At 45.6% G+C, this 13,544-nt stretch carries 11 protein-coding genes; 4 read left to right on the top strand and 7 right to left on the bottom strand.

All coding sequences use genetic code 11. The features are described 5' to 3' along the window. Positions 1-196 precede the first annotated feature (196 nt). Complete coding sequence (ppsA, locus tag ACT6R0_RS05445; RefSeq protein WP_444652022.1) at positions 197-2,641, bottom strand: phosphoenolpyruvate synthase; 2,445 nt, start codon at positions 2,639-2,641, stop codon at positions 197-199. A 269-nt stretch (positions 2,642-2,910) separates the two neighbouring features. On the opposite strand from ppsA, the gene ACT6R0_RS05440 reads away from it, so the two are divergent. Further along, positions 2,911-4,173, top strand: a complete 1,263-nt coding sequence (locus ACT6R0_RS05440; RefSeq protein ID WP_444652020.1) for an asparagine synthetase B — start codon at positions 2,911-2,913, stop codon at positions 4,171-4,173. 110 nt (positions 4,174-4,283) lie between these two features. Here the strand turns inward: ACT6R0_RS05440 and cphA are convergent, their stop codons facing one another. Next, positions 4,284-6,911 (bottom strand): cyanophycin synthetase, encoded by a 2,628-nt coding sequence (cphA, locus tag ACT6R0_RS05435; RefSeq protein ID WP_444652018.1) that lies wholly within the window; start codon positions 6,909-6,911, stop codon positions 4,284-4,286. A 200-nt stretch (positions 6,912-7,111) separates the two neighbouring features. Between cphA and ACT6R0_RS05430 the strand changes: the two genes are divergently transcribed. Next, positions 7,112-8,008 carry a cyanophycinase gene (locus ACT6R0_RS05430; RefSeq protein WP_444652016.1) on the top strand — a complete coding sequence of 299 codons (897 nt, stop codon included), beginning with the start codon at positions 7,112-7,114 and terminating at the stop codon, positions 8,006-8,008. A gap of 12 nt (positions 8,009-8,020) precedes the next feature. After that, positions 8,021-8,863, top strand: coding sequence for an isoaspartyl peptidase/L-asparaginase (locus tag ACT6R0_RS05425; RefSeq protein ID WP_444652015.1), 843 nt, complete (start codon positions 8,021-8,023; stop codon positions 8,861-8,863). Between the two features lie 241 nt (positions 8,864-9,104). Here ACT6R0_RS05425 and rplT read toward each other — a convergent pair whose 3' ends face one another. The 5 genes from rplT to ACT6R0_RS05400 form a co-directional block, all read right to left on the bottom strand. Then, a complete protein-coding gene (gene rplT, locus ACT6R0_RS05420; protein WP_444652013.1) occupies positions 9,105-9,449 on the bottom strand; it encodes a 50S ribosomal protein L20 in 345 nt (114 codons plus the stop codon). A gap of 99 nt (positions 9,450-9,548) precedes the next feature. Further along, positions 9,549-9,746, bottom strand: a complete 198-nt coding sequence (gene rpmI, locus ACT6R0_RS05415; protein WP_294825037.1) for a 50S ribosomal protein L35 — start codon at positions 9,744-9,746, stop codon at positions 9,549-9,551. A gap of 124 nt (positions 9,747-9,870) precedes the next feature. Next, entirely contained in the window at positions 9,871-10,419 is a 549-nt protein-coding gene (gene infC, locus ACT6R0_RS05410; protein ID WP_444652317.1) for a translation initiation factor IF-3, read from the bottom strand. 29 nt (positions 10,420-10,448) lie between these two features. Continuing rightward, on the bottom strand, positions 10,449-12,395 hold the full coding sequence (gene thrS, locus ACT6R0_RS05405; RefSeq protein WP_444652011.1) for a threonine--tRNA ligase: 1,947 nt from the start codon (positions 12,393-12,395) through the stop codon (positions 10,449-10,451). Positions 12,396-12,536: 141 nt separating this feature from the next. Next, entirely contained in the window at positions 12,537-12,728 is a 192-nt protein-coding gene (locus tag ACT6R0_RS05400; RefSeq protein WP_444652010.1) for a hypothetical protein, read from the bottom strand. Positions 12,729-13,089: 361 nt separating this feature from the next. Here ACT6R0_RS05400 and ACT6R0_RS05395 point away from each other — a divergent pair, with 361 nt between their 5' ends. Next, positions 13,090-13,542: a response regulator gene (locus ACT6R0_RS05395; protein ID WP_444652008.1), complete on the top strand. Its 453-nt coding sequence runs from the start codon at positions 13,090-13,092 to the stop codon at positions 13,540-13,542. Positions 13,543-13,544 lie beyond the last annotated feature (2 nt).

Raw genomic sequence — 13,544 nt, 5'->3', positions numbered from 1 at the left:
ACAAAAAGCGCATTGAAGGATGCGCTTTTTGTTGCTCTTAATTATAATTAACTTAGCTTAAAGATGTGATAGAGATCTTTTGTTATGCGAACGCTATATTTCTTGTTTTCGGTTTAATGAATATGCTAGCGACCACATCAATAAAAAACGTCCCGTTAATAGTGGGACGTTTTTATTTAACCAATAAAAACTAAAATCAATTTAAATGCAGTACTTCTTTTTTGTCTGCGATCAAAGCTTCCGCTTCTGCTATCGCATTTACTGTCTTTATTACAGAGTCGGGGGTTACCGAAATACTATCGATACCCAATCCTACCAAGAATTGCGCAAAATCAGGGAAGTCTGATGGCCCCTGCCCGCAGATGCCTACTTTCACACCTGCTTTCTTGGCGGTTTTGATAAGCATTTCCAGCATGCGCTTTACAGCGGGGTTCCTTTCATCATACAGATGTGCCACCAGCGACGAATCCCTGTCCAGGCCAAGCGTAAGCTGTGTAAGGTCATTACTGCCTATGGAGAAGCCGTCAATATGCGCCGCAAACTCTTCAGCCATAATGATATTCGATGGTATTTCAGCCATCAGGTACAGCTCCAATCCATCTTGGCCTCTCTCCAGCCCGAATTCCTTCATCACTTCTGTTACCTTATGCAGTTCCTCTACTGTGCGGCAGAAAGGTATCATCACAATAACATTGCTAAGCCCCATTTCTTCGCGCACTTTTTTAATGGCAAGGCATTCAAGCCCGAAAGCTACTTTATAGGCATCTGAATAATATCTTGAAGCGCCCCTCCAGCCGATCATTGGGTTCTCTTCGGTCGGCTCGTAGTATTTGCCGCCCAACAGGTTGTAGTATTCATTGCTCTTGAAATCAGAGAATCGAACGATAGTTTTGTTCGGGTAGAATGAAGCGGCGATCTTTGCAACGCCGTCGGCCAGTTTATTGATAAAGAATGTCTCTTCGTCGGCATAGCCCGTTATTTTCTTTTCAATTTCCTTTGTCAGTGCGGCATCGTTCAGGCTGCGGTGGTTGAGTAATGCCAAGGGATGTACCTCAATATAGTTATTGATGATGAACTCCTCTCTTGCTAACCCTACGCCTTTATTTGGCAGGTGAGAGAACTGGAATGCCAGTCCTGGAGAAGCTACATTCAGCATAATGTCGGTCTTAACCTCGGGGAGCTGGCTCAGGTCATATTCGGTTTTGATGAATTTTATTTCACCTTCGTAAACAAAGCCCTGGTCGCCTTCGGCACACGAAGCGGTAACCACCTGGCCTTCTTTAATAAGTTCGGTCGCATTGCCACAGCCCACAATGGCAGGTATACCCATTTCGCGTGCAATGATCGCCGCATGGCACGTGCGTCCTCCTTTGTTTGTTATGATGGCCGATGCCTTTTTCATAATAGGCTCCCAATCTGGGTCGGTCATGTCGGTCACCAGAATAGAACCCGGCACAAATTCATGCCCTTCAGATACCCTTTTATCCATTGAGTAAAGGATGGTCGCGCTGCCAGTGCCTATTTTGTCACCTACGGCAATGCCCTTCAGGAGTAGCTTTTCGTGGCGGCTTTCATCTTCTATCCTGTATTCTGTAATGGTCGCCTGGTTCTTTTGTGAGTGGATGGTTTCCGGTCGCGCCTGCACGATAAACATTTCTTTGGTCAGTCCGTCTATCGCCCATTCAACATCCATTGGGGTCCATTTTTGGCGTATTTTCGAATAATATTCCTCAATGATCATCACCCACTTCGCGAGTTTGATCACATTGTCATCGGCAAGGCAAAAGCGCTTCCTGAACTTGTCTTCGGTAGGGATGGTCTTTACGCGCTCATCACCGCCTTCACCATAGATCATCATGACATCCTTGTTGCCCATTTTCTTTTCGATGATCGAATTGAAGCCTTTATTGAGCAACGGCTTGAATACGATATACTCATCCGGGGATACCGCGCCCTGCACGATCATTTCACCCAGGCCGTATGAGGCGTTGATGACCACGGCATCTTTAAAGCCGCTTTCGGTATCAATGGAAAATGCTACACCTGATGTGCCCAGATCGCTGCGCACCATCTTCTGTACGCAAACCGATAGCGCCAGTTCAAGGTGATCATAGCCAAAGCTTTGACGGTAGCTTATGGCCCTGTCGGTAAAGAGGGAGGCAAAGCATTTGCGGATGGAATCCATAAGCATCTCCGGCCCGCGCACGTTCAGGAACGTCTCCTGCTGGCCAGCAAAGGAAGCATCCGGAAGATCTTCAGCGGTAGCAGAACTGCGTACTGCGACATCTGTCATTTCCTGCCCGTACTGAGCCGAAAGCTCAAGGTAGCAGTTGGTGATCTCCTCGCGCATTTCCTCAGAGAACTTTCCATTGAGGAACGACTGGCGTATCTGCATGCCGCCACGGCGCAGGGACTCGATATTGTCGTGATCAATTGCATCTATAGTCTCTTTGATCTTCTCGTCGAGCGCATTGTGCTTAAGGAACGCGTAGTAGGCATTTACCGTTACCACAAATCCGTCGGGGATGGTCACGCCAAGCGAAGTTAGGTTTTGGAGCATTTCGCCAAGGGAGGCGTTCTTTCCTCCAACGAGGGGTATGTCGTTAATTCCGACATTTTTTAAGGGCAGTGTGTAATTCATGATGTTGTGTTGTTAAGAAATTATGAAGTTTTCAATTGAGCCTATGTAAATTTGCCTTAATTTGAAAATGATGCAAATGTATGAGGTAATTTTATTTTACGAAAACGATATAGTGTGATTAATTATTAAACTTTTCGTAAATTTTGTGATATTCAGAATTAAGTTAGTGCTAATTCGCAAATGTTGCTGGTAAAATAAATTAGCTACAGGCCAGTTATATATACATTCATCTATTTGCTATCTTTGGAAATACTTAAAGAAAAAGGAAAATGCTTTTTAAACGAATATATATAGTCCTGCTGCTGTTGGCGTCGATGGGGATGAAAGCTTCTATGATCCTGCTGCCAATGGACGAAACCACACAGCAAAACCACCTTAAAGCCTATGGCATTACCTATTGGGCTTTAGACCGCAGCTATAAGGTGAACTGGCTGCTCAATTACCGTGGCGGATCATTTTTGTTGCCTGATGCCGATGAAATTCGCAGGGAGTGCCAAATACGGGGCGTAAGCTTCGAAGTGGTCAGTGACAGCGAGGCTAATAGCATCCTCGATGATATCAGCAGCCCTTCGCAGAACATGGAAAATGTAGTGCTCGAAAAAGCGCCGAAAATTGCGGTTTATACCCCAAAAGGCAAGCAGCCTTGGGATGATGCTGTGACGCTGGTGCTGACGTATGCCGAAATACCATTTACGCCGATATATGATGAAGAAGTATTGAGCGATGCCCTGCTGCTGTATGACTGGCTGCACCTGCACCATGAAGATTTTACCGGCCAGTATGGCAAATTCTTCGGAATGTACCGCAATGCGCCATGGTACATCGAACAAAAAAAGGAGGCTGAAGCGCTGGCCGCAAAGCTGGGATTTGAAAAGGTATCTGATGAGAAACTGGCTGTAGCTACTAAAATTCGCAACTTCGTAATAGGTGGCGGCTTTATGTTCGCGATGTGCTCAGCGACCGATAGTTTTGATATCGCGCTGTCGGCAGAAGGAGTAGACATTTGTGAGCCTATGTTCGACGGTGATGCCAGCGATGCGAACTACCAGTCGAAGATCGATTATAATAATTCATTCGCCTTTAAGGATTATATACTGGAACGCAACCCAATGGTATATGAGTTTTCGGATATTGACACCACAAATAAACGTGCCATCTTACCTGATAATGATTACTTTACATTAATGGAATATTCTGCGAAATGGGATCCGATACCGTCCATGCTGTGCCAGAACCACACTATGCTGGTGAAAGGCTTCATGGGACAAACCACGGCTTTTTATTCCGATAAGGTAAAATCAAGCGTGCTGGTAATGGGCGAGAATAAGCAGACTGGTGAGGCACGTTATATTCACGGGACCAAAGGAAAGGGAATGTTCACTTATTATGGCGGCCACGACCCTGAGGATTACCAGCACAGGGTAGGGGATGCGCCCACAGTACTTGACCTGCATCCTACCTCTCCCGGCTACAGGCTTATATTGAACAATGTATTGTTCCCTGCGGCGAGAAAGAAAAAATTAAAAACGTAATTCGGTTATCAGAGTTCCGTGTCAGCATAAGGACTGTAAGTTTTTTAAAGATGTAAAATAAATGATCCCGCAATGCGGGATCATTTATTTTACGAATTTGCACTAAGTATTTATTCAGCGATTATCTCCTCATTTTCTTTATCAAGGTATCCCTGCACAATTTCTATAGCGTTGGCCACTACATCGCTTAATGCGGTGATGTAGCTGCCTTCCTGTGCATTGTCTATCGCGTGCTTTATCGCGTCGGTCTCCTTTGCTATGATCTCATGGGTTACATTCCTGCCCGAACGTGCAATGCCTTCCAGTATGAGTCCGTTGATATTCTCATCGGTACGCCCTCTCAAATGCTTTTCCTGGCGAATGATAATGTGGTCGAACATCCTGCCTGCGATCTCGGCACATTCCCTGATATCCTCATCGCGCCTGTCGCCCACGCCGGCAATGATGCCGATCTTTTGGGTAGCCTCAACATTCTGGAGGTATTCCTCTACAGCACGGTAGCCTGCAGGGTTGTGTGCGAAATCGATAAGCACGGTAAATTTCCTGAAATTGAATATATTCATCCTGCCGGGTGTTTGTGCCGCACCCGGAATGAAAGTCTGCAGTGAGAGGCTGATATCGTCTGTCTTAAAGCCCCATAGGTATGATGCCAATGAAGCTGCCAACACGTTAGCGATCATGAATTTCGCCTTCCCGCCCAGGGTGAGTGGTACATGCGATGCTTTTTCGATGCGTATCTTCCATTCGCCTTTCTTGATCGTGATGAACCCATTCTCATAAACGGCATGTACCTTTCCTTCTTTCGCGAGTTCTTTAGCTTTTCGGCTATCCTCATCCATACAGAAATAAGCAACGTTGCAATCTAATTCTTTAGCGATCTTAATGCATTCGGCATCATCACCGTTAAGTATGGCCCAGCCGTCTTTTTTCACACTGCGCACCACCACGCGTTTCACTTTAGAAAGATCATCCAGGTCGTGGATGTCATTCAGCCCAAGATGGTCTTCCTGTATGTTGGTTATGATCCCGATATCGCATCGGCTGTAACCAAGCCCGGAACGCAGGATCCCCCCGCGTGCGGTCTCCAGTACGGCAAATTCTACCGTTGGGTCCTTAAGTATGTATTCGGCACTGAAGGGTCCTGTAGTGTCGCCCTTTTCAAGCATATGGTTTTGTACGTAAATACCGTCAGAAGTGGTAAAGCCTACTTTAAAACCGTTGTTTTTCACGATGTGGGCCAGCAGTCGGGTAGTGGTGGTTTTTCCGTTAGTACCGGTAACCGCAAAGATCGGGATGCGGCTTTCTTTTCCGGGAGGGTAAAGCATGTCGATAACCGGTGAGGCCACATTGCGGGGCAGTCCTTCGCTTGGCGCAAGGTGCATGCGGAAACCCGGTGCGGCGTTTACTTCAAGTATCACGCCTCCGTTCTCTTTAAGCGGTTGCGTAAGGTTTTCGGCCATAATGTCGATACCACATACGTCGAGCCCGATAACCCTCGCAATGCGCTCTGAAAGGAAGATGTTCTCAGGGTGCATCATGTCGGTAACGTCTACCGATGTACCGCCGGTGCTCAGGTTGGCGGTCGATTTCAGGTACACGATCTCATCCTGCCCGGGAACAGTTTCAAGGTCGTAGCCTTTTTTATCCAACAGGTCGGTCGTATCCCTGTCTACCGATATTTCTGTTAATACGTTCTCATGGCCGTAGCCCCTGCGTGGGTCGGTATTTTCAATATCAATAAGTTCCTGTATAGTATTTTTTCCGTTGCCTTTCACGTGAGCAGGAACCCTCTGCGCGGCGGCCACTACTTTATTATCGATCACAAGCACACGGAAATCGAATCCGGTAATGAATTTCTCCACGATAACCCTCGGCCCATACTTTTGGGCAAATTCCAATCCTGCCCTGGCATCTTCAATAGTGGTCACATTTATGGATGCCCCTTTGCCATGGTTACCGTCAAGGGGTTTAAGCACTATCGGGTAGCCAATTTTATTGATGATCTCTTCCAGGCCTTCCTCATCACGACAAATGCCTCCACCTGCGACCGGGATAGAAGCTGCCTCAAGAAGGCGCTTTGTCTGTTCTTTATTGCAGGCAATGTCAACCGCTATGTGGCTTGTTTTATTCGTTATGGTAGCCTGAAAACGTATCTGGTTGATGCCGTAGCCCAACTGCACGAGCGAGTTAGTCCCTAACCTGATCCATGGGATGTCGCGTGCCACGGCCTCTTCAACGATACTGCCTGTACTTGGGCCAAGGCGATCGCGCTCGCGGATCTTGCGCATTTCCTGGATGTCGGCATCAATATCATATTCTGTGCCTGCGATCAGTGCTTCAGCAATGCGAACCGCGGCTTCGGCGGCAAAAGCACCAACACTTTCCTCGATGTAGCTGAACACAACATTATATACGCCGGGCGTTTTTGTTTCGCGCGTGCGTCCAAAACCCGTATCCATCCCGGCAAGGGTTTGTATCTCAAGTGCGATATGCTCTATGACATGGCCCATCCAGGTACCTTCTTTGACGCGGATGAAGAACCCGCCTTCACATCCCTCGGAACAGCGATGCGAGATAAGGCTGGGCAGCAGGGCTTCAATGCGTTCGCGGAAGCCGGGTATTAAGTTCGTAGGGGTTTGTTCCGCCTCTTCAAGGTCAAGGCGCATCTGGATGAGTTTTTTCCTGTAAACGCTCCAGATGTTTGGCCCGCGAAGTGCCTGTATCTTCAATATCTTCATAAATGGTTAGGGTAAATTATATGTTAAATAGGTGTTTTTGGTTATTCGCTAATGTTTCGTTACGGTGAATAATTCATCGTCAGAAAATTAATTAAAAATATGATCAAAAACACTCTCTTATAAGATTTTTTTATAAAATTCTTTTACTGTTGCCATAGCGTTGCGGGTAATGTTATTTTTATTTTAATTATTTTTGGCGCATGAATGCAAAAGGAAAACTTATAATTATAGGGGGCGCAGTTGATAAGGGAAGCTTTACAGAATCTTCATTTGATGCTAACGTAGCCAATAACCTGAACTTTTTTGAGACCGGTATTTTAAGGCGTATCATCCGCGAATCAAAACATAACGAGGATTCAAAGATCGAAGTGATCACAACAGCATCGGTAGTGCCCCGCGAGGTAGGGCCGGAATATGTAAAGGCTTTTGAATACCTGAAGGCCAAGAATGTGGGCATAATGCATATCGAAAAAAGAGAGCAATGTTCAGAGCCTGAGACTTTAGAGCGCATTCAGGCGGCCGATGTGGTAATGTTCACCGGCGGCGACCAGTTGCGGCTCACCTCTATATTAGGGGGTACAAAACTCCATGATATCATTCTTGATAAATTCCAGAACGAAGATTTTATATATGCCGGAACTTCGGCAGGAGCGGCGGCGGCTTCCAATAACATGATCTACCAGGGAAGCAGCCACGAAGCATTGCTTAAAGGTGAGGTTAAGATAACCAGTGGGCTGAGCCTGATACAGAACGTAATAATCGATACACACTTTGTACACCGCGGTCGTATAGGAAGGCTTTTCCAGGCAGTAGTAGGTAATCCTCGCGTACTTGGCATTGGCCTTGGCGAAGATACCGGACTGCTCATTACGAGTGATGGTAAGATGGAAGCAATAGGTTCCGGACTTGTAATTTTGGTCGATGGACGTAATATTAAAGACACCAACCTTACGCAGGTGGAGCTTGGCAGGCCGATATCCATCAATAGCCTCACGGTACACGTAATGAGTATGTACGACATTTATGACCTGAACACACATGCGCTTGAAATACATAATTCACAATATTTTTCGCCGCTGATCACTTCGGCGGATTAAAACCTACTCTTTATGAAAGTTATCATCCACGGGGGATTTTTCAGTGAGTCGCATACCGATGCGGGCACAAAGCTGGCCAAGCAGGAAGCCATGAGCGCAATTGTAAAGGCTGCTTATGAATACCTGAAGGAGCATACCGCATTGGAGACTGTGGCTTATGCCGTGACCCTGTTGGAAGACGATACGCTTTTTAATGCCGGGACCGGCTCGCAGATACAAAGTGACGGCAAGATACGCATGAGCGCTGCCCTGATGGACGGGGCGACACAAAAAATGAGCGGTGTTATTAATATCGAAGAGGTGAAGAACCCCATACAGGTAGCGGTAAAGCTGATGCCTTTTGATGATCGTGTGTTGGGCGGTGGCGGTGCTACTAATTTTGCACGCTACAACGGTTTTGAAGCTTTCTCTACCGAAATACCGCAACGCCGTGCCGAATATGAAGCTAAGCTGGAGATTAAAGGTTTAGGGACCGTAGGCTGTGTGGCGCTGGATGCGACAGGAAACATTGCTGTGGCGACATCTACGGGCGGCAAAGGTTTTGAGATGCCGGGGCGCATATCCGATTCGGCTACTGTAGCAGGAAATTATGCCAATGCATTTTGTGGCGTGAGCTGTACCGGGGTGGGAGAGGACATTGTGAGCAATGCTACTGCCGCCAAGATCGTAACCCGCGTTACCGATGGCATGCCTATAAAAGAGGCATTTGCCAAAACCTTTGAGGAACTAAAGCCTTATGATGGTTTTGCAGGCGCCATTGCTATTGATCGTGATGGCAATATATGCCACCAAGATTCACATCCAAGTATGGTGTATGCCAGCTATGATGGGGAAGAAATGGAACTATTTGGGTAGTTACTTTTAATAGATGCACAAATATTCAGGGCTCAAAGGTTTTAAAGATCTTTGGGCTCTTTGTTGTTAGGAGCATCGTGGAGCAATGAGAAGCCTTATCAATTTTAAATTGATACATTTCCGACAATAGCCATTCTTAGGCTCCGTTTTTACTCCGGTCGACTGTTATGCAAAACAAAAGATCCCGCCGTAGCGGGATCTTTTTATGTAAGTAAGATAAATATATTGTTTATAAACGTTCTTATTTAACCTGGTTTACTATAGCAGTAAACGCTTCAGGGTGGTTCATGGCAAGGTCGGCAAGAACTTTACGGTTCAATTCGATATTTGCTTTTTTAACCTGTCCCATGAATTGAGAGTAACTCATTCCGTGAAGGCGTGCACCAGCGTTGATACGCATGATCCACAAAGCGCGGAAGTTCCTCTTTTTTTGTTTTCTGTCACGGTAAGCATAAACCATTGCTTTTTCTACCGCGTTTTTGGCTACTGTCCAAACGTTTTTACGACGTCCAAAGAAACCTTTGGCCTGCTTCAATACTCTCTTGCGACGAGCTCTTGAAGCTACTGAATTTACTGATCTTGGCATAATTTAAATGTGTTTTTGTAGCAGGCGCCCTTTATGATTTTAGGGACTTGAAAGCCATACTCCAGGGTTATTAATTGTTTTAACCGAAACAGCGGCGTATTAGATAAGCCTTAATTGCTGTTTAACGCTCTTCTCATCTGTTGGGTGAACCAGTGCAGAGTGAGTAAGCGCAAGCTTACGCTTCTTAGATTTTTTAGTCAGGATGTGACTCTTGAAAGCGTGCTTCCTTTTGATCTTACCTGAGCCAGTCACTTTAAAGCGCTTTTTGGCTCCGGATTTTGTTTTCATTTTAGGCATTTTCTTCCTGTATTTTGATTTATCTTACTTACTTTTCTAGTCATAAAGTTAAAAAGTCGAAAGTTATAAAGTCAAAAGCAGTACAGGGCTTTCCAACTTTTTAACTTTCGTCTTTTAGACTTTGTTATACCTTTTTCTTCTTCGGAGCAATGAACATGATCATCCTCTTTCCTTCAAGTACAGGCATGGCTTCTACCTTGCCCCATTCTTCAAGGTCTGTGGCAAGCCTTAACAATAGGATCTGTCCCTGTTCCTTGTAAATGATCGAGCGCCCTTTGAAGAATACGAAAGCTTTTAGCTTCGATCCCTCTTTAAGGAACTTCTCGGCATTCTTCTTCTTGAACTCATAATCGTGCTCGTCTGTCTGCGGCCCGAAGCGAATTTCCTTTACGACGATCTGCGTACTCTTTGCCTTAAGCATTTTGTCGCGCTTCTTCTGCTCATAAACAAACTTCTTATAGTCCATTATCTTGCATACCGGCGGCTCTGCATTTGGTGATATTTCAACCAGATCCAGTTCCTGCTGATCTGCCATCTGTAGTGCCTGAGAGGTCTTATAGACTCCGGGCTCTATGTTCTCCCCAACAAGCCTTACTTCGGGGACACGGATAAGGTTATTTATCCTGTGGGCATCTTTTTTTTCTACGCGGGCCGGGCCCCTGTTGTTTCTAATTGCTATGGCTCTTAAATTTTAAGTTTGACTTAGAATGCTTTTAATGTTTTATCTATTTCTGCCTGCACAAGTGCGGCAAATCCTTCAATTGTCATGCTTTGGTTCGACTTGCCCGCGTCGCCGTGGCGGCGTACGGATATCGTTCCGTTCTTCTCTTCTTCCTCGCCAACGATAAGCATAAATGGCAGTTTTTGAACTTCTGCTTCGCGTATTTTCCTGCCTATCGTCTCGTTACGGTTGTCGATCAGGGCGCGAATTTCGTGATTTTCCAGCAATTCTAAAACTTTTTTGGCATAATTTTCATATTTCTCACTAAGAGACAATATGATAGCCTGCTCGGGCATTAGCCAAAGCGGGAAGTTCCCTGCTGTATTTTCAAGTAATATCGCGATGAAACGCTCCATCGAACCAAACGGTGCACGGTGTATCATTACCGGCCTGTGCAGCTCATTATCAGAGCCTTTATAGGTCAGGTCAAAGCGTTCCGGAAGGTTATAATCTACCTGTATCGTACCCAATTGCCACTGTCGCCCAAGCGCATCCTTTACCATGAAGTCCAGCTTGGGGCCGTAGAAGGCAGCCTCGCCATATTCCACCACAGTATTAAGCCCTTTGTCACGAGCCGCGTTTATGATCGCATTTTCAGCTTTTTCCCAATTTTCATCGCTACCTATATATTTCTCACGGTTCTCCTGGTCGCGTAGCGATATCTGTGCGCTGAAGTTCTCAAATCCAAGAGAACTGAATACATACAGTACCAGGTCGATCACGTTCTTGAATTCCGCATCCAGCTGGTCAGGCGTACAAAAGATGTGCGCGTCATCCTGGGTAAACCCGCGAACGCGTGTAAGCCCGTGGAGTTCGCCACTCTGCTCGTAGCGGTATACGGTGCCGAATTCAGCATAACGCTTCGGCAGGTCTTTATAAGACCATGGCTTGGTATTGTATATCTCGCAGTGGTGCGGGCAGTTCATTGGCTTCAGCAGGAATTCCTCACCTTCATTCGGGGTGTGGATCGGCTGGAAACTATCGGCGCCATATTTCGCATAGTGGCCCGATGTTACATATAACTCTTTCTGCCCGATGTGCGGCGTTACCACCTGCTCATATCCGGCTTTCTTCTGTGCCTTTTTAAGGAACTGCTCCAGGCGGTCGCGCAGTGCGGCACCTTTTGGCAGCCATAAAGGCAAGCCCTGCCCAACCTTGCTGCTGAAGGCAAAAAGATCAAGCTCTTTTCCTAATTTCCTGTGGTCGCGGCGTTTGGCCTCTTCCAGTAGCTCAAGGTATTCTGTAAGGTCTTTTTGCTTAGGGAAGGATACGCCGTATACCCTTGTCAACTGCTTGTTCTTCTCATCACCGCGCCAATAGGCACCGGCCACGCTCATTATCTTCATCGCCTTAATGATACCGGTGTTCGGGATGTGGCCGCCGCGGCAAAGGTCGGTAAAAGTAGCATGATCGCAAAAAGTGATCGTCCCGTCCTCCAGGTTCTCGATCAGCTCAACCTTGTATTGGTTGTTCTCTTTTTTATAGAGATCGAGTGCATCGGCTTTTGAAGCCTCACGCATTGTGAATTCATGCTTTTCACGGGCAATGGCAAGGAAGCGGTCTTCAATAGCTTTAAAATCTTTATCAGTCACCACGTGATCGCCAAAGTCAACGTCATAGTAAAAGCCATTATCGATGGCAGGCCCAATGGTCAGCTTAATGCCAGGGTACATTTCCTGGAGTGCCTGAGCCAGTACGTGCGACGATGAGTGCCAGAATGCTTTTTTGCCTTCGGCATCGTTCCAGGTGTATAATACTAAAGAGCCGTCCGTCGTCAGTGGGGTTTTCGTTTCAACAGTTGTACCATTAAAGGAAGCAGAGATCACATTCCTTGCTAATCCTTCACTAATGCTCATGGCAACGTCCATGGGTGATACACCCGCGTCGAAATTTTTTACCGAACCGTCCGGCAATGTAATATTTATCATTGTTTATAAATTATTGACCGCAAATATAGTGGAATATAGGGAGAATGTCAATAGGGAAATTGAGCGTTTATATCCCGGGAATTTAGCTACCAATAATTGTCCGGAAGTACGTGTAATGCGGGTAGTAATTTGAATATGCGCTTACCATGCATGGTGTCCGCTTCCTGAAGCAACAGAAATACATATAACGACAATTGATAACGCGATTATGGTACCCCACACAATGCGGCCATGACCTGAAATCCCATATCGGTATTCGATATCGTTGTTGACTTGCCCGGCAGCCAGCGCTTTTAAATATTGCTTCCTGTATTTTGAAATATTCTTTGACATTGCTTTTATTTTTTTAATATAATGCTGAAATTGTTCTAAATCACAACAATTATTTTCTGCAATATATTAATTCATTATCGATTTTCAAAATTTTTATTCGAAACAAGCCTCCTATTAAGGAATGTTTAATATTTTTAGCATAAAATAACATCTTTTTGTAGTAGTTTAAATCATTATAACTGTAAGATAACATAACAATCACGTATGATTCCATAAGATCAACCATATAAATAGCGTATCTTTGTAGTGGTTAATCGATTGTTACAAAATCATACCGGCGTAATTTACGTTTTCAAACTTTAGCAGGCTTGCGAAATAAATTTCAAACGTACCGTTTTGAGGCTTTCCTAAAAATGTTATTATGAAAACTGAATTTAAATGGAGTCATATCATGCTCGCCGACGATGACGATGATGATTGCACACTTTTCACCGAAGCGCTCGGCTCGCTTTATCCCAGTCTGAAGCTCAGTGTGTTGAATAACGGCCAAAAGCTAATGGAGCACCTGCATCAGCCGCCTGATCCACAAGCAGATATTATTTTTATTGACCTTAACATGCCAATGAGGTCGGGTATAGAATGCCTGCAGGATATCCGTAGCCACCTGAGCTTAAAGGACAGCGTTGTTATAATGCTCACCACGAGCAACCACCAGAATGATATAGAAACTTCATATGGGCATGGTGCCAATTTTTTCATAACCAAACCTTCCAGTTTTTCTGATCTTTGCGGCCTGATCAATAAGGCATTACGTTCGGTCGCAGAGCACGGCGTACAGCAGCCTGCAAGAGAAGATTTTGTGTTGTCAGCATAACA

This window comes from Flavobacterium sp., assembly GCF_052437795.1.
Classification (GTDB): domain Bacteria; phylum Bacteroidota; class Bacteroidia; order Flavobacteriales; family Flavobacteriaceae; genus Flavobacterium.
Note: the sequence above shows the minus strand (reverse complement) of the source record. Positions and strands in the feature narration are given on the sequence as shown.